The organism is Blautia sp. ZXY-1-C6 (assembly GCF_056339875.1).
In genome coordinates, this window is sequence record NZ_JBWJVQ010000232.1 from 19,728 (window position 1) to 45,210 (window position 25,483).

The 25,483-nt window shown below is 42.2% G+C and carries 18 protein-coding genes and 1 other annotated feature; of the genes, 4 read left to right on the forward strand and 14 right to left on the reverse strand.

The annotated features are described in order from the left end of the window. Positions 1–149 precede the first annotated feature (149 nt). From AC075J_RS14455 to AC075J_RS14470, 4 genes are all read right to left on the reverse strand, one after another. Positions 150–1,292 (reverse strand): sugar ABC transporter substrate-binding protein, encoded by a 1,143-nt coding sequence (locus tag AC075J_RS14455; protein WP_008705211.1) that lies wholly within the window; start codon positions 1,290–1,292, stop codon positions 150–152. A 430-nt stretch (positions 1,293–1,722) separates the two neighbouring features. Further along, positions 1,723–3,366, reverse strand: coding sequence for an AraC family transcriptional regulator (locus AC075J_RS14460; RefSeq protein ID WP_476390459.1), 1,644 nt, complete (start codon positions 3,364–3,366; stop codon positions 1,723–1,725). 172 nt (positions 3,367–3,538) lie between these two features. Next, positions 3,539–5,344 (reverse strand): sensor histidine kinase, encoded by a 1,806-nt coding sequence (locus tag AC075J_RS14465; RefSeq protein ID WP_476390460.1) that lies wholly within the window; start codon positions 5,342–5,344, stop codon positions 3,539–3,541. A gap of 413 nt (positions 5,345–5,757) precedes the next feature. Further along, positions 5,758–6,996 carry a galactokinase gene (locus AC075J_RS14470; RefSeq protein WP_022380972.1) on the reverse strand — a complete coding sequence of 413 codons (1,239 nt, stop codon included), beginning with the start codon at positions 6,994–6,996 and terminating at the stop codon, positions 5,758–5,760. Positions 6,997–7,399: 403 nt separating this feature from the next. Here AC075J_RS14470 and AC075J_RS14475 point away from each other — a divergent pair, with 403 nt between their 5' ends. Next, the gene (locus tag AC075J_RS14475; RefSeq protein ID WP_022380973.1) at positions 7,400–8,299 is read left to right on the forward strand and encodes an AraC family transcriptional regulator; all 900 of its coding nucleotides are present in this window, start codon (positions 7,400–7,402) and stop codon (positions 8,297–8,299) included. Positions 8,300–8,317: 18 nt separating this feature from the next. On the opposite strand, the gene AC075J_RS14480 is transcribed toward AC075J_RS14475, so the two are convergent. The 3 genes from AC075J_RS14480 to AC075J_RS14490 form a co-directional block, all read right to left on the reverse strand. Then, positions 8,318–9,253 carry a LysR family transcriptional regulator gene (locus AC075J_RS14480; RefSeq protein ID WP_022380974.1) on the reverse strand — a complete coding sequence of 312 codons (936 nt, stop codon included), beginning with the start codon at positions 9,251–9,253 and terminating at the stop codon, positions 8,318–8,320. A 188-nt stretch (positions 9,254–9,441) separates the two neighbouring features. After that, a complete protein-coding gene (locus AC075J_RS14485) occupies positions 9,442–10,563 on the reverse strand; it encodes a glycerate kinase family protein (protein WP_476390461.1) in 1,122 nt (373 codons plus the stop codon). A 28-nt stretch (positions 10,564–10,591) separates the two neighbouring features. Then, on the reverse strand, positions 10,592–10,975 hold the full coding sequence (locus tag AC075J_RS14490; RefSeq protein ID WP_055200934.1) for a DUF3783 domain-containing protein: 384 nt from the start codon (positions 10,973–10,975) through the stop codon (positions 10,592–10,594). 517 nt (positions 10,976–11,492) lie between these two features. Between AC075J_RS14490 and AC075J_RS14495 the strand changes: the two genes are divergently transcribed. Next, the gene (locus AC075J_RS14495) at positions 11,493–12,716 is read left to right on the forward strand and encodes a dicarboxylate/amino acid:cation symporter (RefSeq protein WP_055059720.1); all 1,224 of its coding nucleotides are present in this window, start codon (positions 11,493–11,495) and stop codon (positions 12,714–12,716) included. Positions 12,717–12,882: 166 nt separating this feature from the next. Here AC075J_RS14495 and AC075J_RS14500 read toward each other — a convergent pair whose 3' ends face one another. The 7 genes from AC075J_RS14500 to AC075J_RS14530 all read right to left on the reverse strand — a co-directional run bounded on the left by AC075J_RS14500 (position 12,883) and on the right by AC075J_RS14530 (position 21,706). Then, positions 12,883–14,274 carry a GH32 C-terminal domain-containing protein gene (locus tag AC075J_RS14500; protein ID WP_025580901.1) on the reverse strand — a complete coding sequence of 464 codons (1,392 nt, stop codon included), beginning with the start codon at positions 14,272–14,274 and terminating at the stop codon, positions 12,883–12,885. A gap of 118 nt (positions 14,275–14,392) precedes the next feature. Then, positions 14,393–15,232, reverse strand: a complete 840-nt coding sequence (locus tag AC075J_RS14505) for a carbohydrate ABC transporter permease (protein WP_008705243.1) — start codon at positions 15,230–15,232, stop codon at positions 14,393–14,395. Next, on the reverse strand, positions 15,229–16,113 hold the full coding sequence (locus tag AC075J_RS14510; RefSeq protein ID WP_025580898.1) for a carbohydrate ABC transporter permease: 885 nt from the start codon (positions 16,111–16,113) through the stop codon (positions 15,229–15,231). Before AC075J_RS14510 ends, AC075J_RS14505 begins: the two co-directional genes overlap by 4 nt. A gap of 74 nt (positions 16,114–16,187) precedes the next feature. Beyond that, a complete protein-coding gene (locus AC075J_RS14515; protein ID WP_055057832.1) occupies positions 16,188–17,486 on the reverse strand; it encodes an ABC transporter substrate-binding protein in 1,299 nt (432 codons plus the stop codon). 227 nt (positions 17,487–17,713) lie between these two features. Further along, complete coding sequence (locus tag AC075J_RS14520) at positions 17,714–19,327, reverse strand: response regulator transcription factor (protein ID WP_008705249.1); 1,614 nt, start codon at positions 19,325–19,327, stop codon at positions 17,714–17,716. Next, positions 19,327–21,159, reverse strand: a complete 1,833-nt coding sequence (locus tag AC075J_RS14525) for a cache domain-containing sensor histidine kinase (RefSeq protein WP_476390462.1) — start codon at positions 21,157–21,159, stop codon at positions 19,327–19,329. The genes AC075J_RS14520 and AC075J_RS14525 overlap by 1 nt, the downstream gene beginning before the upstream one ends. 154 nt (positions 21,160–21,313) lie before the next feature. Next, a complete protein-coding gene (locus AC075J_RS14530) occupies positions 21,314–21,706 on the reverse strand; it encodes a VOC family protein (RefSeq protein WP_055059749.1) in 393 nt (130 codons plus the stop codon). Positions 21,707–22,235: 529 nt separating this feature from the next. After that, positions 22,236–22,507 (forward strand) — a binding site (T-box leader). Between the two features lie 262 nt (positions 22,508–22,769). Here AC075J_RS14530 and AC075J_RS14535 point away from each other — a divergent pair. Further along, positions 22,770–23,324 carry a TRAP transporter small permease gene (locus AC075J_RS14535; RefSeq protein ID WP_008705255.1) on the forward strand — a complete coding sequence of 185 codons (555 nt, stop codon included), beginning with the start codon at positions 22,770–22,772 and terminating at the stop codon, positions 23,322–23,324. Next, a partial coding sequence (locus AC075J_RS14540; protein WP_476390463.1) for a TRAP transporter large permease subunit occupies positions 23,325–25,483 on the forward strand: 2,159 nt, incomplete at its 3' end.

Sequence of the window (25,483 nt, forward strand, 5' to 3'; positions counted from 1 at the left end):
CCTTATCCAATTCATCGCCCGCCAAAAGCAGGAGGTCACACGCTTCATCAGGGTTTGGCCTTTTGCTTCGAGCGGGCACTGACAATTACCTCTTAAAAGTTTCTCCACTGCCCTTTGGAGAAAAGGCAGTGGAGCATAAGTTCATCATATTAGTTGCTGTGACGGGAAATAACATCCTCAATAGAAAGTGATGTAGCTGCTTTGTTCAGATCATCAAAGCTGTATCCTGCTAATTCCACAAGCTCTTCATCTGTGTATGGATCGTCATCTACAAAGTATTTCTTGTAGTTTTCATAGTCTTCGGAAGAAGATACATACAGGTATGGGAACTGGATTTCGTATCCGAAGGATCCTTCATCTTTTACATAGTTGCCTTTGATTGCGTTATATGTGATAAGGAATGCATATAACGGGTCGCAGAAGTGTCCGCCTGATTCAGCAAACATTCCGCCTGATTCAAGCTGCTCGCCAAGGTCATCAAGGAAGTCTGTGGAAACAACGTCGATCTTTCCTGTAAGTCCTTCGTTTGCCAGAGCACCGATAGAACCAACAAGTGGGTCACCGCCGCCGCCCGCAACGATCAGAGCGTCCATATCAGGGTTGGAGTTGTAAAGGGAAAGAGCTGCTGCTGCACCTTCTTCGGAAGATGTGTTAGCATATACAGGCTCTGTGATTGTTGCCTGATCATCCGGGTTAGCTTCATTCCATTCGTCAACTGCCTGTTTGTAACCTTTCCATCTCTGCTGGAAGGTAGCATCACCAACTGTCCATGCCTCAAGGCCGATGTTTCTGTCACCGTTCTCAAGAAGCAGGTTAACCAGTGTATATCCGTTTGTTACTTCGTCTTCATGAACTGCACCAAGATAATACTGTGAGTTGCATGCTGTCTGATATACTTCAGGGCTGTTCTCTTCGGAGATAATACGGTAGAACTGTGTAAGGTAAACCTGATTTGCATCACATGTCTGGATGGCAGATGTCATTTCGGAGTCTGCAGAGTTACAGATTACGATACCGTTACATCCTGCTGCGCAAAGCTGTTCAACAGAAGCTGTAACCTGCTCAGATACGTGGCCCTGGTCAACATACATTACATTAACACCAAGAGCATCTGCTGCTTTGTCAATGATTTTTTTACTCTGGCTTCCAAGTACGTCTGTGGAGCTCCAGATTGATACGCCGATTGTGATGTCGTCATCGGCTGCCTGTGCTGTAACTGCACCTGCCGGTAAAGAACCAACCATTGCTGCTGTTGCTGCGATAGCGACTGCTTTTCTCATTCTTTTTTTCATGTTGTAAAACCCTCCTTGAAAAATCTTAGTTTCTTATTTTTTTGAACGGAAGTTTTTCCGGGCTTTCCGTTCCTCTGTGATTATATTAAACCATACTTTGCCTTTGGTCAGTTAGGACATATTTGGAAAATTTTGTTGCACATTTTTGACCAGTTTATATATAAAAGTTGGATAAAATATGAACAAGTCAGGCAAAATGCCAGTAACTTGTATGTTTTCTCTATTGATTATAGCAATTCCATAAAATAATGCAATCAAGACAGTTCAGCAGAGTGCGAAGGACAAAGAAGATACCTGCAGGCGTGCTGACGCACGGCAAAGATATCTTCCCAAAAAGTCCTCTGTATCCATTCGATTCGATAAGAACCGCCATACAGAGGACTTCCGCTTTCGTTACTGTCCACTCAATTCTACCTGAGTTTCTTCCATATTATAATTGTGTAAACTTATTCCGATACTCCCTCGGGCTGCATCCCACCTTCTTTCGGAACACTCTGCTGAAGTAGTTATAATCATCATATCCCACCAGAAACGAAATCGTCTCCAGCTTCTTGTCCTGATCTTTCATAAGCTCTGCCGCTTTCTCCATCCGGATTCTGGTAAGAAATGCAATAATCGTCTCACCGTATTTCTGACTGAAAATCCTGGAGAGATAGCTTGCATCCATATGATACTGTTCTGCTAGAGCAGTGAGTGTAATATTCTCATGATAGGAACGCTCAATATATTTATGGATCTGCTCTACCTGCTGCATAATAGAACCTGCATCAGAGCTTTTATCTTCTCCGCTCTCCCATAAGCTGTCCAGCAGGATTTTCAGGGAGGCGAGCAGAGACGGCGCATTGAGACATTTCATATAATAATCAATGTTATCCATGGCTTCCTCTGCCTGTGCGGTAAGCTCCGGACATTTCTCCTGAACATAACGGTAAAGGATTCCTGTAATCCTGCCCGCATACTGTTTCACATCCAGGTAAGTCCAGTTTCCATCATCACACTGTCTGAAATTACAGGTCTTAAAGATCAGCTTCTCTGCCTCTGCCTTCTGTCCCGTTGTCAACAGATGGTACAACTCCGTCTCCATATGTGCAGGTGCTGATTTCCCAACCATCTGCGTTTCGCTGTTTCTTGGCAGCTCTCCGGTTTTCTCTTCCGGACAGGAAAGGATACTGTGTTCCCTGTTAAACGGACGGGTAATCAGTGTTGAGATCAGTTCTCTGTAAACTGTACCGATATCATCCAGTGAACTTGTCTGCTCATGGAGTACAACAGAAACAGGGCCGTATTCTTCCAGCGGAAACTCCTTCAGAATATTTTCCGCCAGTGCTCTGAATTCCTTTGCATCAGCAGTCTTTACAATAAGAAATTCACTCATCTTATTGCTGTTGTTAAAAATAATCGCATTCTCCTCCAGACCGGTCAATTCTCTCAATCTGGACTTGATATTCCAGGACATCTGCAGATTATCATGTTCAAACTGCTCCGCAATCTCTGTAATATTGTAAAATTTAACCATCAGTGTGGCTACTTCCGAAAATGTATTCGTGCTGGATACATGAGTCTGGGATGCTGACTGCCCGTACAGTTTTCCGGAAAGCAGTGCCGAGTATTCACTGTCTTCCAGAAATGATGACAGCTTATGTTTCTGAAGCTTGCTGGTCTCATCCTGCTTTTTTGTATTCTCCCGCTCTTCCAGAAGTCCCAGTGCCTTGGTAAGAACCTTTACCATCTCTTCTTTTCCCACAGGCTTCAGAAGATAATCCAGGCCGCCGGAAACAAATACACCCTTTACCTTATCAAAGTCATCATAGCCACTGATGGCAATGGTAATGATTTCAGGGTATTCATTCTGCAAACGCTGCAGCAATTCCAGACCGCTCAGAAATGGCATATTAATATCTGTGAGAATAATATCCGGTTTTTCTTCGGCAATCCTCTCTATAACCTCTTCCCCGTCACATGCAGGCTCCAGAAATTCCAGGGAATACTCCTCCCATGGTATCAGGTTCCGGATATTTTCCCTGCTCCAGAATTCATCATCTGCAGCAAGAACCTTATATTTCATATTTTTCATTGTCTCTCTCCTTGCTCATTTTTGAACATTTTCGTAACTATTCAGTAGTCTACTATCCCGCGAGGTGTTTTGGCACGTAAGTACCAAAATCCCGAGACATACAAGCCAAAATGCCATCACCGCAGGTGATTTTTAATGCATTTTGGCTCGTAACTGTGAAGGTACTGAACAGTTACACATTTTCCATATCACCGGAATTCTCCGTAGAAACAGCCGGGACTGTGATCGTCACAGTTGTCCCCTCGCCTGCTGTACTTTCAATATGCAGTCCGTATTTCTCTCCGAAAAGCCTCTTCAGACGCGCATTAACATTCAGGATTCCAATGGAAATGCCGGATTCCACACGTTTCATATCATTCTGATCCAGCAGACGGTTCATAGATTCCGCATCCATTCCCGCACCATTATCCTGAACTGTGATCACCAGATTCTCATTCACATGTTCTGAACGGATCAGAAGCTTTTTGTCCTTACGGCGGACGTTTCTGAGACCATGTGTAAGTGCATTCTCCACAACCGGCTGGATGCAGATACGCGGCATCTGATCTGCCAGTGTATCGCTGTCAATCTGATAATCGTAAGCTATCGTTGAGCCATTTCTCACATCCATAACATAGAGATAATTTCTCACATGCGCCATCTCATTCTGCACAGTGGAAAGCTCATCTGTCATATTCAGGCTGTAGCGGAAAATTGCAGACAGTGAATGACACATACCGCTTACCATCGGACAGTTCTGAGCATTGGCAATCCCGCTCATGGTATCCAGTGTATTATAGAGGAAATGGGGATTGATCTGCGCCTGCAGCATTTTGTATTCCGTACGCTCTACCAGCATTTTATGCTGCAGTTCTTCCTGCGCCATGACCTGCATACGGTCAAGCATTTCATTAAATTCCGTACCCAGCGTAGTCAGCTCCTGGGACCATCCTACGGGCTGCACCCGAAGCTGGGTTTCTCCGTCCTTGATCCGCGTGATAGTGCTGCTCATCTCTTCTACAGGCTTTGTCATCCACTGAGACACAAACAATACGATCACCATAATTGCAAGGATCATGGCTCCCATTATAATAAGAAGTGTTCGGATCAGTGTCTTCTGCGTTGCAGTGAGAAGAGACTGTGAGACAAGCACAAATGCCTCCAGATTATAATTCTCCTGAGACACCTGGATCAGATAATTCCCATCATACTCCTGTTCCAGTTCACCGGATTTATAATGACTTTGTACAACCTTTGCAAGCTGTTTCTGGATTCTGCACTGACTCTCTGAAGCCTCCCCGGTCATTGCGATCACCCGGTCATTTAATGGCTGCAGCCACAGACATACCTGCTCTACATCTACATATTTAGCCATAATAGAAGTAAGTGCCGCACTGTTAATATCACAGACCAGATACCCCAGGGCATTCCTGTCTGCATCATAATTATGCAGTTTCAGCACAAATCGCACAATATCTTTCTTTGCGGCAGAATTGTGATATCCGGAAATCATCAGATCTGTACGTTTTCCATGCACATAATCATAAACCCGTTCTGAATTATCATCATACTCTGCCCTGTAAATATCTTTGGGATATGTAACTGAATTGTAGCGGTAGCTACTGATCAGATGATCCTTTGTATCATAAAGATACATGGCAAGAAGCTGATCCTCCTTTGTAAAACGCTTCCTTGCAAAATACCAGCTTCTCCAGTAATAATCCTTCATGTCTGTATCTTTTTCCGCAGCTTCACGCATAGCTGCGATAAGATCCTGCTCACTGTAGATCGTAAGCATTTCCCCTCGTATTGTGTGGATAAAATTAGACAGATCTGTCTGCATTTTATTCAGAGAAATCTCATGATCTGAAATGCTCTCTGCCCGAATCTGTCTGCGCAGGGACTGATGAAACAGAAATGTCTGCAGAAGAAGTGCGAACACTACACTTGCAATGCACAGAACAAGCAGTGCCCTCCGCATTGTCCACCTTTTTTTCATTATTCCTTCCCCCTCATGTCAAGCGGATAAAAATCATCCGCTTTGTTATGCGGCTCTACATCGAATAACTGCTCCGCAGTTTATTCGGTTAGATACCTGATAATTCTGTAGCAATTCCTGTAAATTTCACATTCTGATAAACAGATACAAAATGCATTATCTACAAAAAATCACCATATATTCTTATCATAATTATACATTATCACAATTATAATACAGGAATTTTGCATTGAAAAGCAAAACAGGAAACTTCCATCAAAAAAACAGCAGTACAGTGTATGTCAATCCAATCCACCTTACTGCTGCCTGTTTTTCCTGATAACATCTAACTCAATATTTGTCAAACAGATATTCACAATCCGCTTCGCTGGCTGCTCATAATTTTATGTTCAGTAACACCTTTTGCGGCATATTTACTTTTCAATATGTACTGCACCTACTGCGCGGATATTCATTGGATATACGTTCTCTTTTCCGGCAAATTCAGAAATATAGGAAACATAGTTCTCTGTTTCTTCTTCCGGCACTACGCACATGATAACACCGGCAAATCCGCCTCCATGGATACGGCAGATACCTTTGCCCAGTTTCTCAAGGAAGAGATCTGTAAGAGCAAGCGCAACAGAAATCTTCTGCTCTGTATATGCTTTGATCGGATAGCAGTTCTGAAGTAATTCCCAGGAAGATTTTCCGGATTCACTGAGAAGCTTCAGTACAGTCTCACCATCTTTCTCTTCAACTGCTTTTGCGGCTCTCTCTACACGTTCGTTCTCTTTGAAGAAATGAATCGCTCTTAAGATTGCTCTGTCATTATCGATCTTATCCATATTTGCAAGCACTTTCTCAAGAGTTGTCTCACAGAGAAGCTCTGCTCCTGCTGCCTTGGCTGCTTCTTTCATTTCCATAGGGATCTCAGAGTATTCTTCACTTAAATCAGCATGACCTTTTCCTGTATTAACGATTACAAGATGATGATTATAATCATGGAAAGAGAAGTTTACTTTCTCATATTTTGGATTCTCTCTGTCTGAGAAGTCCAGAAGGATCGGTCCGCCAACAGCACATGCAAGCTGATCCATTAATCCGGAAGCCTTCAGCCAGTAAACATTCTCAGCATACTGTCCTGCTTTTGCATAGTTGATGTATGTCATTGCACCATCATTAAAGAAATAATTAATGATGGAACATACCAGCATTTCGAAAGATGCAGAAGAGCTTACACCTGCTGCGCGGATTACATTTGTGGTCACATAAGCATCAAAACCGGCTACTTTAAAACCGAATTTCTGAATAGCTTCCACCATACCTGCTACCAGAGATACGGTTCCCTGAGCCTTCGGTACGCTGGCAAGATCATTGATGTCTACGACAACTTCCTTATCATATCCTTCACTTGTGATACGGATAACACTGCTGTTGTTCGGGTAAGCTGCACCGATGGTATCCATGTCAATACTGCCTGCGATTACGCGACCGCCATTATGATCTGTATGGTTTCCGATGATCTCTGTTCTTCCCGGTGCTGTAAAAAATTCTGCTATATCATGATGGTAAATTTCTGCGAAATGATCAGCTACAGCCTGAAAACGTGCTGCTGATTTCTCTGCTTCGCCGTAAATACGTGTCAATTCATTTTTATTTGGAATATTCATTGTAAAAATCCTCCGTTCATTTTTCCGGTCTGACCGCTGATACATAGTTTTATGAGTACTATGTACTGACAATTTTCACGGTTTACAGTGGCAGTGCAGGTGTGAAAACCAGCGGCAGACGGGAATATGTGTATGAAAGTTTGGGAGCAGCCTTATCAGCTACACTCTTGGATTAAAGTATACCCTGCTGTGTCATAAAATTCCTTGATAATCTAAGGGGAAAATAGTAAAATCTTGCGTTTATATCTATATAAGTGTACAATATATTATATAAGTCATCAACAGCAATTTCGCATAACGGTCTTTCTCTGATGCAGCAGGTTGTCTGCAATATTTTCCGGAATTGCTATAAGATAGGATAATTAAAGATCATCATATATTCTCAATGGAGGACGCATATATAATGGCAGAGATCATAACCGACGGCTCACAGAAAGAACTGAAGAAACATGGCAGTGATGAATTTCCGCTGCTGGTAAGCTACGAGAAACTTTCCGGCTACAAATCCGGCTCCTTTCTCTGGCACTGGCATCCTGAGATAGAAATCACCCTTGTCCTGGATGGACAGATTCTCTATAAAGTAAACCAGTGTACTTACCACATGAAAGCAGGAGATATCCTTCTGGGAAATGCCAATGTACTCCACGCAGGCTTCATGGAAGATATGAAAGACGGCAAATATGTTTCCATCACTTTTCTACCAAAGATTATCTATGGTTCCTACGGAAGTATCCTGCGCAGGAAATATGTGGAGCCATTTTTACACAATTTCTCCCTTCCTGCAGTCTACATTGACTATTCGCAGCCCTGGCATGAAATTTTTTCCGAATATGTGAGAGAAATCATAACTCTGTATGAAGAGAAAAAGGAATTTTACGAACTGGATATCACCGGAACTCTGCAAAAGCTGTGGCGCTGTATGCTGCAGAATCTTCCGGAGAACCTCCCCTATACGGAACACAGCAAACTGGAACGCAACCGTATGCGTGAGATCATGGATTATCTGGAACACAATTACATGAATAAAATCCAGATGAAAGATATCGCAGAGGAAATCCACCTCTGCGAGAGCGAATGCAGCCGGTTATTCAAGAGATACATGAACGTATCCCTGTTTACATTTCTGCAGGAATACCGGGTGGAACGGAGCCTTGAATTTCTCCTCAGCTCCGATGACAGCATTATGGAAGTCGCCCAGAAATCCGGCTTCACAGACTCCAACTACTATGCCAAGGTATTCTCCAGAGTAAAGGGCTGCAGCCCGCAGAAATACAGGAAGCAGAATATACGGAAAGATATGTGAGATTATATACAGGTTATATTACTCCACAGAAACAGTATTCTGCTCCAGGTATTTCTTCAATGAAGAGACATACAGATTCCCCACCTTACTGAGGATTGAATTCTTTCTGGTAATATAGCCAATCTCCATGTCGCTGTTCTGGTTCTGCTCATCCCCTTCGAAGGGAATTGCCAGATAATCACTGCCATTCAGCTCCTCACAGATAATCCCTGAACACAGGGTATAGCCATTAAGTCCTACCATCAGATTCAGCATAGTTGCACGATCTGAAGCCTTAACTGTTCTGGAATATTCATTGGTAGACAGAATCTCCTCTGACAAATAAAAACTGCTCTTATCTCCCTGTTCGAAGGACAAGCAGGGGTATTTTGCCAACTGGCTGTAGCTGATGGATTTCTCATTTGCCAGTGGATGATTTTTCCACAAATATACATATGCCTGACAGTCAATCAAATGATGAAACTCCAGATTCGCAGAGTGGAGAAGCTTTAGCAGTGCCTTTCTGTTGAAATCACTGAGATAAAGTACTCCCACCTCGCTTTTCATGGTGCTGACGTCACTGATCACATCTGCAGTCTTTGTCTCCCTGATGGCAAATTCATATTCCGACACATCAAACTTCTGCACCATATCCACGAATGCTTTCACTGCAAAAGAATAATGCTGGGTGGAAACGCCAAATTTCTTCTTATAGGAACCACCCTCACTGTATTTCTCAACCACACTTTCATACTGTCCGTATATCTGACGGGCATACATCAGAAATTCTGTCCCGTCATTGGTCAGTGTCACACCACGACCGCTGCGGTTGAATATAATGATTCCAAGCTCCTTCTCCAGTTCCTTCACTGCATTGGTCAGAGAAGGCTGGGAAATATACAACGCCTCCGCAGCTTTATTTAATGAACCAGTTTCGGAAATTGTGATGATATAATTCATCTGTGTTAGTGTCATGTTGTCTCTCCCTTACATATCCTTAGATCTTTTAATCAACTTTTTTCAAAGTATTTTCTCTGGCTGTAATAATTTTACTATATCATCTGAAGTTTCTCAACATTGCAATTTCTGCAAACAAAAATCTCCTGTGCAGACATATCAAATCGATTTCCTATCTGCTTCAGAAGATTTTTTATGAAAAATAATTACAACAGTCTGAATACCTGCTCTGCAGCTGCAGCCATATTTGCTTTTGCAGTGTCCGGATCCATTGCTTCTTCCAGCGTGGAAATTCCGCGTACAATTGGAAAGAAAGCATCTATTCCTGCTTCATTGCAGGCAACTGCCTCCTTCGTAACACTTCCTGCAAATGCAATGGTTTTTGCGCCATATTTCCTGCCAAGCTTCGCAACGCCCACCGGGGCTTTTCCCATGGCAGTCTGATGATCCAGACGACCTTCCCCTGTCACAACCACATCTGCATCCTTCATCTCATCCTCTATATGGACAGCATTCAGAATAAGCTGTATTCCTGGCGTCAGCTCTCCATCCAGATAATTCAGAAATGCAAATCCAAGTCCGCCTGCCGCACCTGCACCTGTCGCATTCTGATTGTCTTTGCCGATCACTTTGGCAGTAACCTCTGCATAATTTTTCATGCCTGCATCCAGAACCGGAAGCATATCGGGGGTAACTCCTTTCTGCGGTCCATAGATATAGGTAGCTCCCTGAGAGCCGCAGAGAGGATTAGTCACATCACAGGCAATCCTGAAATTACACTGGGAAAGAAGTTCCTTTTTGTCTGAAATTTCTACAGATGCAATCCTGGCAAGTGCCTGTCCGCCTTCTCCGGCGTTCTCTCCCTTTTCATCCAGAAATCTGTAGCCAAGTGCTTTCAGCATACCCACTCCGCCGTCATTAGTGGCACTTCCGCCAATACCGATAATGAAGTTGCGGATACCCCTGCTGATCGCATGAAGGATCAGCTCTCCCACACCACAGGTGGTAGCTGTCATAGGATCCTTCTTATCTGAAAGTGTGATACCTGCTGCTGTTGCCATTTCCATAACTGCGGTATTACTTTCCCTGAGATATCCATAATATGCCTGAACCGGCTCATGATAAGGACCTGTAACTGTCACATCCACACGCTCTCCCTTCAGGCCTTCGATCAGCGCATCCGTAGTTCCCTCTCCACCATCAGCCAACGGCTTTACGACCACTTCTGCGTCCTTCTTTGCTGCAAGAATACCCTCTTTGACAGCCATTCCTGCTTCCATGGAAGTCATACTTCCCTTAAATGAATCAACTGCAACTACAACCTTCATAACTTAAGCCTCCAACTATCCATGTTATTTAAGACGGATGATACATATTATGTTCTTTCTCCAGTTCTTTATAAAGCTGCATACAGTTCCAGTTCTGATTATGCTCCGTCAGAACTGCCTTGTAATCCACAGGTGTACCTGCTTTCCGCAGAGTGTAAAGCACCTGGTCAAACAGATTCCCCGTGATTCCTGCAAGAATCAGCATTTCCTTCTCCATCTGCTCCTGAGGGATCAGCGCTGATGGAATCTGTACCTGAGAAATCTCTTTCACTCCTGCCAGATATCCGATTGGCTGACTATAGTCCTGGGGTTCTATGGTTTTAATCCGAAGCTTAAAAGGCAGCAACGCCATCTTTAACTTGCGAAGCTTCTGCTGATCCTGAAAATTTATTAATAAAATAGTTGGTTTCATATAAACACTCCTTCTGATACAAGTAAATCCCCACCCACTACTTATTGCTCTTTACAATTGAAGCAGGGACTTCCTTGATTTGGTTAAATAATTACAACTATTATACCCTCTTCACCCGCACCTGACAATCATAATAGCCTGCATAGGACTTTTTATGTCACAGGAATATTATAAAATAATTTCCGGCAACGCAGAAAAACAGGCTTCGATATCTGTATCATCGATGCCTGTTTTTCTGTGTTACAATTTGGAGCGGCATGGCTTTATCAATTACAAACTATTTCGCAGGATGTTCCTTGAGCATTTCGGAAACACTCCCACTCAAATAAGAAAACAGCGGGAAATATTGTAATTCACACATTATTGTGGTAAAGTAGTGTCGTGCTATTTTTCCTGAACCCGGTATCTTATCACAGTTATAGGCCGCAGAAATTTTACCAGATTTGCGCATCACTCAATCCGTCTGCCAATATAGTCCTTCGGGTATCAGGAAATGAAAATAAAGAGGAGGGAACAAATGAAAAAATTCTATTCGTGGTATAAAAAACATATTACCGCAGCAATCTTTACCGGTCTGATCCTTGGTATCATTACCGGACTGTTTCTGGCAAACCGTTTCGAACCGGTTCTTACCGTCACAAGTCTCATAGGAAGCATTTACATGAATGCCCTGAACATGATGATCTTTCCACTGGTCTTCTGTTCCATTATCATGGGTATCTCCAGTATCGGAAATGCCCGCACAACCGGCAAGATTACAGCCGGTGCCATGATCTTTTTCCTGTGCACCACAGCACTTGCCAGCCTGGCAGGACTGATCATCCCGCGGCTGATTCATCTCGGTGAGGGTGTTAAATTCGAGATGGCAACTTCCGACATTCAGGCAACTGAGATGACCAGTATTCTGGACACCATCAAAAACCTGATCCCATCCAATCCGGTTGCAGCTTTCGCAAACGGAAATATGCTTCAGGTACTTGTATTCGCAGTCATCGTAGGCTTCACACTTATCGCCATCGGCGAAAAGGGTACTGCACTTCTGAAAGTCATCGATTCCTGTAACGAAGTCTGTCTGAAAGTCATCAGCACAGTTATGTACTTCACACCTATCGGTGTATTCTGTACTATCGTTCCTGTTGTAGAAGCCAACGGTACAGAAACCATCATTTCACTGGCAACTCAGCTGATCATCCTGTATGTGGCATTCTTCGGATTTGCCCTGGTCATTTACGGCGGCTCCGTGAAATTCATCGGCAAAGAAAGCCCTGTGAAATTCTTCAAAGCAATGCTTCCTGCAGCTCTGAACGCATTCGGAACCTGTTCCAGTTCAGCGACCATTCCGATCAGTAAACAGCGTATGGAAGACGAAATGGGCGTATCCAACAAGATCACAAGTATTGCCATTCCTCTTGGCGCTACTGTAAACATGGATGCCGTATCCATCCTGATGTCATTCATGATCATGTTCTTCGCCAATGCATGCGGAATTAACGTAAGCATTTCCATGATGATCATAATCCTTCTGGCAAACGTACTCCTGTCAGTAGGAACCCCGGGAATCCCTGGCGGTGCCATCGCATCCTTCGCAGCCCTGGCAACCATGGCAGGTCTGCCTGCAGGAGTTATGGGCGTTTACATCAGCATCAATACACTCTGCGACATGGGCGCAACCTGCGTCAATGTTATCGGAGACATGGCAGGATGTGTGGTTCTTAAGGAGAAGATTAAATTAGAAGATTAAGCAACCCCTAAATCTGTTGTTTCCAATCGACTTAACGCAAAAAAGCTGCTGTGCATTTCTATAACTGAAACGCACAGCAACTTTTTTATTTACAGCAATTTCTTCATCACGTTACTCTACACCGAATCACTGCTCCGCGGTTTATCGATTAAATTGCTGTCTGTCTCTATTTCTTTAATCCGGTTGTAACCTTGCAGTTAGTTACTTTCAGGCTTCCTTCAGAAGCAAAGAGTGACAGACTTTCTCCCGGACGTTTATATGCTCTTGCATTTAATGCAACACCGTCTACATAGATTGTAGCAATTGTATCATCTACGATCATTTTAATATTGTACTTTTTACCAGGTACCAGCTCCAGCGGTCTTTCCAGTCCGATATTCTGGTTTGCAGGCCATGGCCAGTTTGGTTTTTTCTCAAATACATATCTGTCTTCTGTTACATTAAATACGAACTGATAAGACTCAGCCTTATCCTCATCTTCATAGAATCTCACACCGAAAGTTCTGGTTCCTTCTGTAAATTCCACATCTGCTTCGAATTTGAAGATATCTCCTGTGTCTTTTGCAACTACTTTTTCTGTACTCTTAGTTGGAGTATCAATTACAAAATCTTCTGTTTTTTCTTCTTTATCAAATGCATTCCATACAGTTTCCGGAATTCTTACACCAAGAGTTCCATCTTCTCTCTGGTAAACCTCATGTGCCATAAATGTTCCTGCCCAGATGAAGTTATTGTCATCATCATCCTGATCCTTGGTAGCAACCCAGCCAAAGAGGATTCTCTGTCCGTTCAGTTCAAAAGTACGTCCTGCATAATAAGATCTGCCGTCAAATGCATCATCTTTCGGTGCGATCCATGGACCTTCCAGACTCTTGCTCATACGGTATACCATTTTGCTTCTGTCACTGTATTCTGTCACAATATGATACCACCAGTCACCAATCTTAAATAAGTCTGGCATCTCATGCATAGTATAAAGATCCGGTGCCCAGAAATCTCCTTCAAACTTCCAGTTTTTCAGATCTTTAGATGTGAATTTAACAGTTCTTCCTGTCTGTCTTGTCTTTGGTCCCTGTAATCTTGCACCAAGGATCAGCAGATACTGATCATTTTCCTCATCGCGGATCACCCATGGATCTCTCCAGTCATCCGGGTCATAGCCTTCCTGTGGAGTGAAGGTAAGTGCATCCTGAGTTTTGTGCCATGTTACAAGATCATCGCTGTATGCATGCATCAGAACCTGAGATGGTTTTCCAAGTGCCGGATAATCACGGTTATAACCTGTATAGAAAATATGATACTGTCCTTCTGCCTCGAAAACACTTCCTGCAAAGATAAACTGATCCTGCTCTTCATCTGTTCCTCTCGGAATTGCCACACCTTTATCTTCGTAATGTACAAAATCAGAAGTTGTTGCCAGATCCCAGCCAAATGGTTCTCCAAATGGTCCCGGTTTTCTGGTATCTCTCTGATGATATAAATAGAATTTATCTCCATGTCCAAATGGCATGCAATCGCCAAACCATGTTCCCGGGAACTGATAGTATAATTTCTGCATAGTCTTAATCTCCTTTTTTATACTTTATTTCACTTTACAGGCCTGCTTGTACTTTTCCGGCAAGCCTGTTATTTACTCATAAATCAAACTACTGTTATCAGGTAATTCTTGCATATTATCAACCTTTTACTGCACCTGCTGTCATACCTGCCAGCATCTTCTTGCTGCTGAAGAAGTAGAAAATAAATACCGGAAGTACTGTTACAGTGATGGCTGCAAATGTACCACCCCAGTCTGTCAGTCCCATGCTTCCTACGAAGTCATTTAAACCAAGTGTAATGGTTTTCATATCTGTAGATCTGGTAAATGTATAAGCATTAATATACTCATTCCAGCAGAATACTGCCTGCATGGTTGCTACTGTGATAATAGAGTTCAGTGACATCGGAACCACCATCTTAAAGAAACATCCTATCGGTGAACATCCATCAATGATCGCTGCTTCCAGCATTTCTTCAGGGAAGAATTTGCTGAATGAATAAAACAACTGAATGGAATAAGACAGTGAAAAAGCAATCTGTGGCAAAATAATTGCCGGGTATGTATTGATCAGTCCCATCTTATTAAAAATAGTAAACAATGGAATCAGTGCAACCTGCATAGGAAGCATCAATCCAAGAAGGAAATAATTAAGGACAAATTTTCTGCCTTTGAATTTGATTTTGCTTAATGCAAATCCAGCCATCAATGCAAATAAAAGCAGAGGAATCAATACACCGATCAAAACAATGATACTGTTTTTAAAATAAGTCAGCATATGGCTTTTTGTAAAAACATTGATAAAGTTTGTCAGCACCCATTTTGACGGGAGTGCATATGCCGGTAACTGTCTGAAATCATCCAGTGACTTAAAGCTTGAAGTAAATACATAGAAGAAAGGATAAACCTGCATCACAACAAGGATTAATGCTATAACCCATTTAATGATGCTCGGAATGGTTGGTTTTTTCTTTTTCATTCGTCATCCCCTCCTCCTGTGAATTTACGGAATAACATTCCAACTACCATACAGATGATTACGATCATGATCGCTACAGAACTTCCGTAACCATATTTCATACTGCTGAACGCCTGTTTATACATATAAGTTGTCATAAGTTCAGAAGCATTTCCCGGTCCTCCATGTGTTAACAGATAAGAGAACTCGAAAGATCTCAGGGAACCATTCAGTACCAGCAGACAGTTTGCAATGATAACCGGTTTAATATAAGGAATTCTTACATAAAGATATTCCTGCCATGTTGATGCTCCATCGATCAGTGCTGCTTCTCCCAGTTCATCCGGAACACCGATCAGTGCTGCATAAAAGATAACCATATACAGTCCCAGGTATTTATATGCTTCTACAAAAGCTGTTACATACAGTGAAATCTGAGGATTGGAAATCCACTCCATCAGTTTCAGAGATGGATCAATGAATGATAATACCTGATTCACAATACCGGTTGGAGTTACTGATAATAACTTTGTAAAAATCTGGCAAATCGCTACAGAAGAGATAACTACCGGAATATAATACAGAGTCTGTAAAGCAACTCTTCCTTTTTTAATACGACTGAGGAGAATCGCAAATAATAATCCTCCAAATACCTGAATTGCCACATTAATTACAGTATAAACAAGAGTATGCCCTATTGTAGCTCTGAAAACTTCATCCTGCGTAACAAGTTCTATATAGTTTTTTAATCCTACAAATACTTTCTCTCCAACACCACCCCAGTCAAAAAAGCTATAATAACCAGCCCATATGATGGAAACAATTACAAATGCTGTATAAATAAGAAATGCTGGAAAGATGAATAAAAGGATGACTGACTTTTTTCCAAATGCTTTCTGCACAGTTCTTCCTCCTCTCTTTCTCTGAAAGAGACTGACAAGGCAGCTGTCAGTCTCTGTTTATTATTATTGAAAAATCACTTACTTTTTACAAAAGAATCACAGGTTTCGATAAATTCATCCGGAGTGGTAATTCCCTGAGCCAGTTTCTGCTGTTCATCTGCAATTTGGGTCAGATTTTCTGAATCAAGCTTATCATCCCATGAGGTCCATGCTGTTTCAGCATTTTCAAATAACGGCTGAAGATCATAGAAAAGCTGTGGAAGTCCTTCTGGAATATCATCGTTAAACGGTGAGAAAATATTTCCTTTGTTGTAACAAGCCTCTGAATAATGTTCACATGCATAATCAAAGAATTCCTGCATAGTGTCGTCATATGTAGCCTTATTATATCCAATACCAAATCCTGCGTGAATTGGAATATTTGTCTCCATATTATCCATTTCTTCTGTGTCAGGCACAGGGAAAAATCCTATCTGACCTGCATCATACATATCCTCAGCAAGATTGATCTGACCTGAACCACTGTAGAAAATTCCACCAGTGCCACCATAGAATAAGTTTGTGGCTGAAGTGTAATCTACACTTGCAAATCCTGGTTCAAAATATCCTTTTGTTCCAAGATCATAAACCAGATTTACACCATATTTGGCAGCTTCATTTTTGGCAAAAGAGTCTGTTCCAGCCTGATATCCAGTGATAAATTCCGGACCTGTTACTCTCCATGGAGAGAATGAAAGATATCTCATAATCTGCCATACATCTGAACCACCGATAATAACCGGAATTTCTCCTATATCCGCAAGTTTCTGACAGTCTTCTTCAAATTCTTTCCATGTTGTCGGAGTTTCTTTAATACCGGCTTTTTCAAAGAGATCCTTCCTATACATAAAGAATTCACAATATAATCCCTGTGGGAAAAGATACAAATTACCATCATCTGCATCTGTAAGGAAATCTCGTACCGCACCATTCATCTTATCCGCATATCCATTTCGATCTAACTCAGCACCTAAATCCACTAATGCATCAATGTCTTTACATGCTTTAGAAAGTGTTCCATTGGGGCATCCGAAGATATCTGGTAATGTATCACTATTGATATACATCTGTAATTTCGTAAAATAATCTTGTTTATCATTAACCATTTCTATTTCATAGTCAATGCCTTTCTCATCACAGAAATTTTTCAACAAATAGTCATAAACCTGATACTGTTCTGTCGATTCTGTTGAATTTAATAAAGCAGTAATCTTCGTTCTTTTTCCATCGTCCGATTTCTTCGCAGAAGCTGTAACTGCTCCCATGCCTGTCAGAAGACTGGCTGTCATAGCTGCCGTCATGGCAAGTGATAACACTTTTTTCATTTTCCTCATTTACTTGTTTCCTCCTTTTAATTTGTGTTTCCTCGTTCTTGATGATTTTATTTTAGTCTTTTTGCCTTTTATAAACAATTGGAAATAAAAGTAAAAATAGGAGATTTGTGCACAAATTTTATACTGTGCACAAATCTCCTGTTCTATCGTCAGGTAGATAAAATCATCCGCCTCGCTACTTGCCTGATTCGATTAAATGACTTACCTGATACAGTTAACCTCGCTGTTTATATATATTTCCTGAATTCATTGGGTGTAATACCGTAACGCTTTTTGAATACTTTTATGTAATATCCAAAGTCTTTGTATCCTACCATTTCTGCGATTTCATATTGTTTATATTTATTATCTGCAATCAGTTTCTCCACCTGTTGGAACCGGACATCTGTCAGATATTCCAGAAAACTCTTTCCGGCATATTTCTTAAGAAGGCGGCTGATATAGGTTCTGCTTACATGGAATTTCTCAGTCAGATCATCCATAGATAAATCTCCTGAATAATTCTTCTCAATGTAAGAAAGAACACTCTGAACCAGTTTCCGGTTCCGTTCATCAGTTCCTTCTGTATTCTGTTTAATCAGCGTTCCAAACAGATTCAGCAGACAATTCAACACCTCTTCTGTGTTCTCGCACTGACAGATTCTTTTTATTCCATCCTGAAGCACAGAAAGATTCCAGTTTTTATTATGAATTTCACTGTCAACTGCACAGATATATGGAAATTTCATACATCCCAAAAGTAAATCCATTGCTGCAAATTTCACCGGAGATACATCTTCCGGTGCGTTTCGAAATATCTGATGAAGTTCATCCTCCGCTTTCTCAAAACTGTCCTGAAACAAAGTCATCATAAAATGTGTTTTTTCACCGGAAGTAATCACAAAGTCTGTCTGTTTTTTATATTGCAGATCTTCGTATCTGAGTATGATATTCGTACCCAGATAAACACATTGCCTGCATGCTGTCTGTGCCTTACGGTACTGTGCATTTGCCTGATATTCGTCCACTTCCACATCGCTCAATCCAAAATTCATATGTGCTTTCAGATACCGTTCTACTTCTACCTGTATCTTACTGCATGCCTGCAATGCTTTTTCCATACATACTGCGTTTTCTTCTTCCTTTTCAAACAAAAGAATAAAATTATATTCTGCAGTTGCTGTATTATAATCGCTCAAAACATGAATTCCAAAATCATTAAAAATTTCCTCAAAAATATTGATGCATGCAAATTCCTCTATCCATTTATCTCCTGTATGGATTTTATTTTCTCCAACAACTTTTCGCCCTACACACACAATATATTTCTCTATTGTCAGATTCAGAGATTCTGCCTGCTCTTTTACAACTCCTTTTCCCTGGATTCTTCCATACAGAAGATTTCCCGCAAATTTGGATCTCAGCTGCGGAACTGACCTGTTGAAATATTTCTTCAGATCCCGGATTTCCTGCTGTTTTTCCTTCCTTGCATGAATTTCCCCTGCAATCCGGGCAGCCATTGCCTTTAACTCATCATAGTCCACAGGTTTGAGAAGATATTCTTCCACACCAATGCTGATTGCTTTCTGAGCGTAGGCAAAACTGTCATATCCTGTCAGTATCACTATAACCGCATTGGGATAAATCTCATGTGCTTTTTCTGCAAAATCCAGTCCATCCATTCCCGGCATCTTCACATCTGTAAGGATCAAATCCGGTTTCGCCTGCTCCAGTTTCTCCAGCCCTTCCAATCCGTTCCTTGCAGTTGCGGATATACGGTATCCATAATCGCTCCATGGAAACGAACATAAACCATCCAGAATAATATATTCATCATCTAATATCATTACCTGCAATTCCATTATCTCTCGTCTCCCCTTTTTTTGTTATTTTCATTAACAGGTTCATCACATTTCCTGTAGGTAACTCCGACATTACCGTTCATCGGGATTTCCAGTATTACCTGTGTTCCCTTCCCCGGTTCTGATGTAATGCTCATCCTTGCCTTGTTCTGATATACATAATCCAGTCTCTTTCTCACCGCATACACTCCCAGATGAGTATGTGTCCGCTCTGCTTCATGATCTGGCTCTTCCTCTGTCCCCATCAGTTTCTCCAACTGCTCCTGTGACATTCCAACTCCATCATCCTTTACTGTAAATACTGCCATTCCATCTGTAATTTCTCCTGAAACATAAAGGAAACAGTCCCATGTCGCATTTTCCACACCATGAACTACCGCATTTTCCACCAGTGTCTGAATAGTCATCTTCGGAATCTCTAATTCATTTAATCTCTCATCCACTTCAATATAAGATGTAAATTTATCTCCATATCTGGTTTCCTGTATGTAAAGATAATCCTGTACATATTTTATTTCCTCACGAATATAAACCATACTTCTTTTATTACTGATACTTGCACGCATCAGACTGCTGATAGAAGTAACCATATGACAAATATTATCCTCGCCCTTCTTTCGCGCCATCCAGTTGATCGTATCCAGTACATTATAAAGAAAATGCGGATTGATCTGTGCCTGTAAAGCCTGGAATTCAATATCTTTGTTAACTGTTTCCATCTCCACAACCTGTTTTATCAGCTGCTCTATTTTCTCTATCGTCTGGTTGAAAACAGAATTCATGGCTCCAATCTCATCACGTCTTCCTTCCGGAAGACGGACAGAAAAGTCACCCTCCGCAAACTGCTGCATTGCTTTACTTGTACGCTTGATCGGACCAGCGATTCCCTTTGCCAGAATATTAGCAAGAAAAATACACAACATCAAACTTGCCAGAATAAGCATGATTGTCGTTTTCTGTAATCCTCTGGCTGTTTTCTGCAAGAAACTCATAGGAATCATTCCTACAACTGTAAGTCCTGTGTCAGAACTTCTCTGATATACACAGTCATAACCCTGTCCATCTGCAGTAAACAGAAATTCTCCTGTGTTGCCTGATATTTTTTCTATCCAGCTTCTGTCACTGATTGTCGCATCATTCTCTGCACTCTCTATCAGAACATTTTTGTCATTGTCCAGAAGAAAAATATGTGCAGCCAAAGAATCTCTGGCTGTGATCGTCATTTTTTTCAGATAGCTCAGCTTAATAGATGCTCTCAATATTCCCACTGGCTTCATAGTCAGAGAATCTTTGATCTGCTTTGCCATATACATCAGACCTTCCTCAGAAGCATTATAATAAATACAGCGTCCTTTTGCCTGCTCCGCCAGTTCACAGGATGTCTGAGCGGTATTTTCATGAATCTCATGATTATTTGCCAGCAGATGATTTGCTCCGTTATAACCATACAGCTGGATATCATTCATATAAATACTTGTATATCCCTGCAAAAGCAGCCTTCTGATCTGCCCTGATCTTGAATAATAGGAATACAGCTCTGTGCCATCCGATTTATATGGTTCATCAGACTCCAATTCCTCCTGAACCGTATTGTTATTTGCAATATACTCAAATGAATTTCTCACCATATCAAAATAATGATCCAAATTCACCGACAACTCATTCACCACTCCCGCAGACTGCTTCCTTGTCTGTTCTGTCACAATTGAAAATGCAGACATATACTGCGAAACACTGGAAGCCAGCAAAACAACCAATGCTACCCCTAATGTACAATACAGAATTTTTCTCTGTATTGACAGATTAATATACCACTTCTTTAAATTTTTCATCTCTCTTTTCCCTTTAATGCCCCTTTATTTTTCCCTTTTTTCACTGCTGCGGTCTATTCCGGACAGCCAAAAAGCCGACACACTGCTTCCAGTCAATGTATCGGCTTTACTGCTTCATTTTATTATACAGATATATTCCGTAACTTTTTCTGTTTTACAGATACTGACTGAATTCCACTTTCTCCTTGTTCGGACCCTCAATGGTAAAAAACTTCACACCATTTTCCCAGAATGGCAGGAAATGAATGGTATCCTGTGTGGAGTTTAAACCAGCTTCATTAATATACCGGAAAATCTCCTCAATATCTCTTACATCAAGTGCAACATGATCGATCGCTCCATGCTCCATCTTCGCCGCATGATTCTCATAAGTCTCCACTACCAGAGTTCCCAGTTTCAGAAACACAACCTTCTCATTCGCTTCCTCATTTACGGTCTCAAATGCAGTCTCAAAACCAAGTTTATGATAAAACTCCACAGTTTTATCAATGTCATTTGTCGGAATCCCGATATGCTGTACTCCTGTTGAATAATTCTTTAAATCCATGATCTTTACCTCTTTCTGCTCATCTTTGTAGCTTTTACTCATTATTTTACTTATCCAATATTTAATATTTTATTTTTTACAATATACGCAGAAAATCATTCGATTGTCAAGAGTAACAACTGATTCTTTTCACTTAACCCCTCCGCTCCCACCACCTCATCCATTTTCTCTTACACAGCCAATAGCCAGCGTGAAGCAGCATCTCTCTGCAGGTGAATTTGGAGGGGGCTTAGTAACTCTTAGGTGGGGGAAATCCGCGTTATGAAGAAAAATAGCAACCTGTCTGAGCGGAGTCTGCGACGGAGCGAGTTTTGCATTTTTCTTCATGCTTTTAGCGAATTTCCCCCACCTTAGAGTTACTTAGCCCGGAACTGAACCTGCAGAGAGATGCTGCTTCGCGCGTCCCCTCTTGCGCTGTGTACGCCCCACACCAACAAACTTCCCCCAAATACTTACAAAAACCTCTTGACTTTCAAAACAAACAGCGTTAAAATTGCTTTAGCTTTTTAAACAGCTAAACCTATAACGCATAAATTCAACGAAGGGAACCAGTAAAAACAGTCCCCCTGTCCTCAGAGAACTGCAGTCCGGTGAAATGCAGTGACAGACCTGTTTCGAATATCATCCCCGAGAAGGAAAGCCGAACCCTTGAATACAGCCATCACAGATATTGCCGTATTCACAGTAAGCTTCCCCGGCCGCCCCCGTTACAGGAGCCGCGTATATCGGTACGTTGCAGAATCGTACTTGTTTCAAAGGTGAAACAGGGTGGTTACGGAATATCATATGTCCGTCCCTGCATGGGGCGGACTTTTTTTATGTTATAGGAAATTACTCCATAATATTCCTATAACATAAAAAAGCCCTGACACACGAGACATACTTTCTTTTCCAGGCTGTCGATCTGAAACCGAAACACTACTTCTGTTTTTCGCAGACAACAGAATTCACCACAGATGAAAAATGTAACTAATTACATATTATAACCATTACATTCCATCTGCCTTGAATCTGCTCCAAATTCCGAAAAACAGCAGCAAATTTTTTGAGAGGAGTAGAGAGCATGAAAATCTACAAAAAAATCATGAACGCACTGGCTGCAGTAGAAAAGATCGTCCTTGTGATCTCCACACTGCTGATCCTGGTGCTGACTGTGGGAAACGTATTTTCCCGTAAAGTCATCCACCGTTCCTGGTCCTTCACAGAAGAACTTGTAGTAGCGGTATTCGTACTCATCACCCTGCTGGCAGCCGCACTGGCCTGCCGCGAAGGAGAACTGGTCAGCCTGACACTGGTCACAGACCGCCTTCCAAAGAAACTGAAGAAACCATCCGTGATTCTGATCACAGTCCTGAGCATCATCTTCAGCGTCATCCTTTTCAAATACGGAATGGACAAAGTAATCACTCAGCTTCAGAATGGAAAAAGAACCTTCGTATTAAACTGGCCTGAATGGATCTTCTGGTCCTTCGTACCCATCGGTGCAGGATGCATGATTCTTCACTTCATTGAATTCTGTCTGGACTTCTGCTGCAAAACCGACAGTGCCAAAAATACCGACAACAGCACAAAAAGTAACATGAACACAATCACAACAGACAAAAAGGAGGCCAAATAAATGATCAGTGCAATCTTATTTATCTCCTTCTTCATATTCCTGATCCTGGGTGTACCCATCGGAATCTGCCTCGGACTTTCCTCCGTATGCGCAATCCTCTACTCCGGTACATCCCTGACGATCGTAGCAACCAACATGTACTCAGGAATCAGCAAATTCCTGCTCCTGGCAATCCCATTCTTCGTACTGTCAGGAAACATCATGGCAAAAGCCGGTATCTCCAAACGACTGATCAAATTCGTTGATACCTGCGTAGGCCACAAAAAAGGCGGTATCGCCATCGTATGTGTTATCGTAGCCTGCTTCTTCGGCGCCATCTCCGGTTCCGGCCCTGCAACTGTTGCAGCTCTTGGCGCCGTACTGATCCCTGCAATGGTAGAACAAGGCGGTTTCTCCGCACCATTCTCCACAGCACTGATGGCAACCTCAAGCTCCATCGCCATTGTCATCCCGCCAAGTATCGCCTTCGTTGTATATGCCTCCATCACAGGCACATCCATCGCAGATATGTTCATGGCAGGTATCGTACCAGGTCTTCTTATGGGCGTGGCACTGGTAATCGTAGTAATGCTGGAAGCAAAGAAACACAACATCAAACCATCCAGAGAAAAAGCCTCAGGCAAAGAACGCTGGGACGCTTTTAAAGATGCTTTCTGGGGATTCCTGATGCCGGTCATCATTCTGGGCGGTATCTACGGCGGTATCTTCACACCAACAGAAGCAGCAGCCGTATCCGTTGTATACGGACTCTTCGTAGGTATGGTCATCTACCGCGAAGTTTCCTTCCGCGATATGTTTGACATTCTGGTAGACTCAGCAAAGACAACCGGCGGTATCATGCTCATCGTAGCAAGTGCCTCTCTGTTCTCCTTTGTATGTACCAAATTCGGTATTGCAGATGCCGCCTCCAATTTACTTGGAAGCATCGCACATAACCAGTTTACCTTCCTGCTGATCGTAAATATCATCTTCCTGATCGCAGGATGCTTCATCGATGCAAACTCCGCTATGTACATCTTCATCCCGATCATGCTTCCTGTATGTAAGGCTCTTGGATACGATATAGTAGCATTCGGTGTTATGGCAACTGTAAACCTTGCAATCGGACAGGTAACTCCTCCTGTAGGCGTAAACCTTTTCGTAGCAATCAGCATCAAGATCAAAAAAGGTCTGGAAGTTACTCTGCAGGAGATCTCAAGGGCAGTTGTGCCAATGATCGCAGCCTGCGTTGCAGTTCTTCTGATCGTTACATACATCCCGATCACCTCCACTTTCCTTCCAAAAGCTCTTGCAAAAGAAGGCTCCTACACAGGTGATCAGTCCTCCGCTTCCTCTGACACAGCTTCCAAGGAGGCAGGAGACGGCAATAACTCCTTTGACACAATCGCAGATTACAGCGACCTTGACTGGCCGGAAATGACCTGGAACTTCGCATGCTCCACTACTGAGACAAGTACATGGGCTGATGGCGGACGTAAGTTCGGTGAACTGATGGAAAAAGCCACAGGTGGCAAAGTCAAAGTCAACATTTACGCTGCTGACCAGCTTACAAACGGCAACCAGTCCGAAGGTATTCAGGCTCTGATGAATGGGGACCCGGTTCAGATCTCCATGCACTCCAACCTGATCTACTCTGCATTTGACCCACGTTTCAACGTTGTTTCTCTTCCGTTCGTCTATGATTCTTACGACGATGCAGATGCGAAATTCGACGGCGAAGCAGGTGCAAAGCTGAAGGAAATCCTCAGTGAATACGGACTCCACTGCATGGGTATTGCAGAGAACGGTTTCCGTGAAATCACAAACAGCAAACATGAGATTAAATCTGTAGACGATATGAAGAACCTGAAGGTTCGTGTAGCAGGTTCCAACCTTCTGATGGAATGCTACAAGAGATGGGGTGCTGATGCCACAAACATGAACTGGTCTGAAACCTACACAGCACTTCAGCAGAACACTGTTGAAGGTCAGGAGAATCCACTTCCCGCTATCGACGCAGCAAGTGTTCAGGAGGTTCAGCCTTACTGCTCTATGTGGGATGCAATTTATGACTGTCTGTTCTTCTGTATCAACGAAGACATCTACAACAGCCTCACACCAGAACAGCAGGAAGTTGTTGACGAGGCAGGACAGAAAGCAGTTGAATATGAGCGTTACAT

Bases quoted from the DNA above. Each gene is read 5' to 3' on its own strand.
- AC075J_RS14455 (WP_008705211.1), bottom strand. From the start codon at position 1,292: ATGAAAAAAAGAATGAGAAAAGCAGTCGCTATCGCAGCAACAGCAGCA.
- AC075J_RS14460 (WP_476390459.1), bottom strand. From the start codon at position 3,366: ATGAAAAATATGAAATATAAGGTTCTTGCTGCAGATGATGAATTCTGG.
- AC075J_RS14465 (WP_476390460.1), bottom strand. From the start codon at position 5,344: ATGAAAAAAAGGTGGACAATGCGGAGGGCACTGCTTGTTCTGTGCATT.
- AC075J_RS14470 (WP_022380972.1), bottom strand. From the start codon at position 6,996: ATGAATATTCCAAATAAAAATGAATTGACACGTATTTACGGCGAAGCA.
- AC075J_RS14475 (WP_022380973.1), top strand. From the start codon at position 7,400: ATGGCAGAGATCATAACCGACGGCTCACAGAAAGAACTGAAGAAACAT.
- AC075J_RS14480 (WP_022380974.1), bottom strand. From the start codon at position 9,253: ATGACACTAACACAGATGAATTATATCATCACAATTTCCGAAACTGGT.
- AC075J_RS14485 (WP_476390461.1), bottom strand. From the start codon at position 10,563: ATGAAGGTTGTAGTTGCAGTTGATTCATTTAAGGGAAGTATGACTTCC.
- AC075J_RS14490 (WP_055200934.1), bottom strand. From the start codon at position 10,975: ATGAAACCAACTATTTTATTAATAAATTTTCAGGATCAGCAGAAGCTT.
- AC075J_RS14495 (WP_055059720.1), top strand. From the start codon at position 11,493: ATGAAAAAATTCTATTCGTGGTATAAAAAACATATTACCGCAGCAATC.
- AC075J_RS14500 (WP_025580901.1), bottom strand. From the start codon at position 14,274: ATGCAGAAATTATACTATCAGTTCCCGGGAACATGGTTTGGCGATTGC.
- AC075J_RS14505 (WP_008705243.1), bottom strand. From the start codon at position 15,232: ATGAAAAAGAAAAAACCAACCATTCCGAGCATCATTAAATGGGTTATA.
- AC075J_RS14515 (WP_055057832.1), bottom strand. From the start codon at position 17,486: ATGAGGAAAATGAAAAAAGTGTTATCACTTGCCATGACGGCAGCTATG.
- AC075J_RS14520 (WP_008705249.1), bottom strand. From the start codon at position 19,327: ATGGAATTGCAGGTAATGATATTAGATGATGAATATATTATTCTGGAT.
- AC075J_RS14525 (WP_476390462.1), bottom strand. From the start codon at position 21,159: ATGAAAAATTTAAAGAAGTGGTATATTAATCTGTCAATACAGAGAAAA.
- AC075J_RS14530 (WP_055059749.1), bottom strand. From the start codon at position 21,706: ATGGATTTAAAGAATTATTCAACAGGAGTACAGCATATCGGGATTCCG.
- AC075J_RS14535 (WP_008705255.1), top strand. From the start codon at position 22,770: ATGAAAATCTACAAAAAAATCATGAACGCACTGGCTGCAGTAGAAAAG.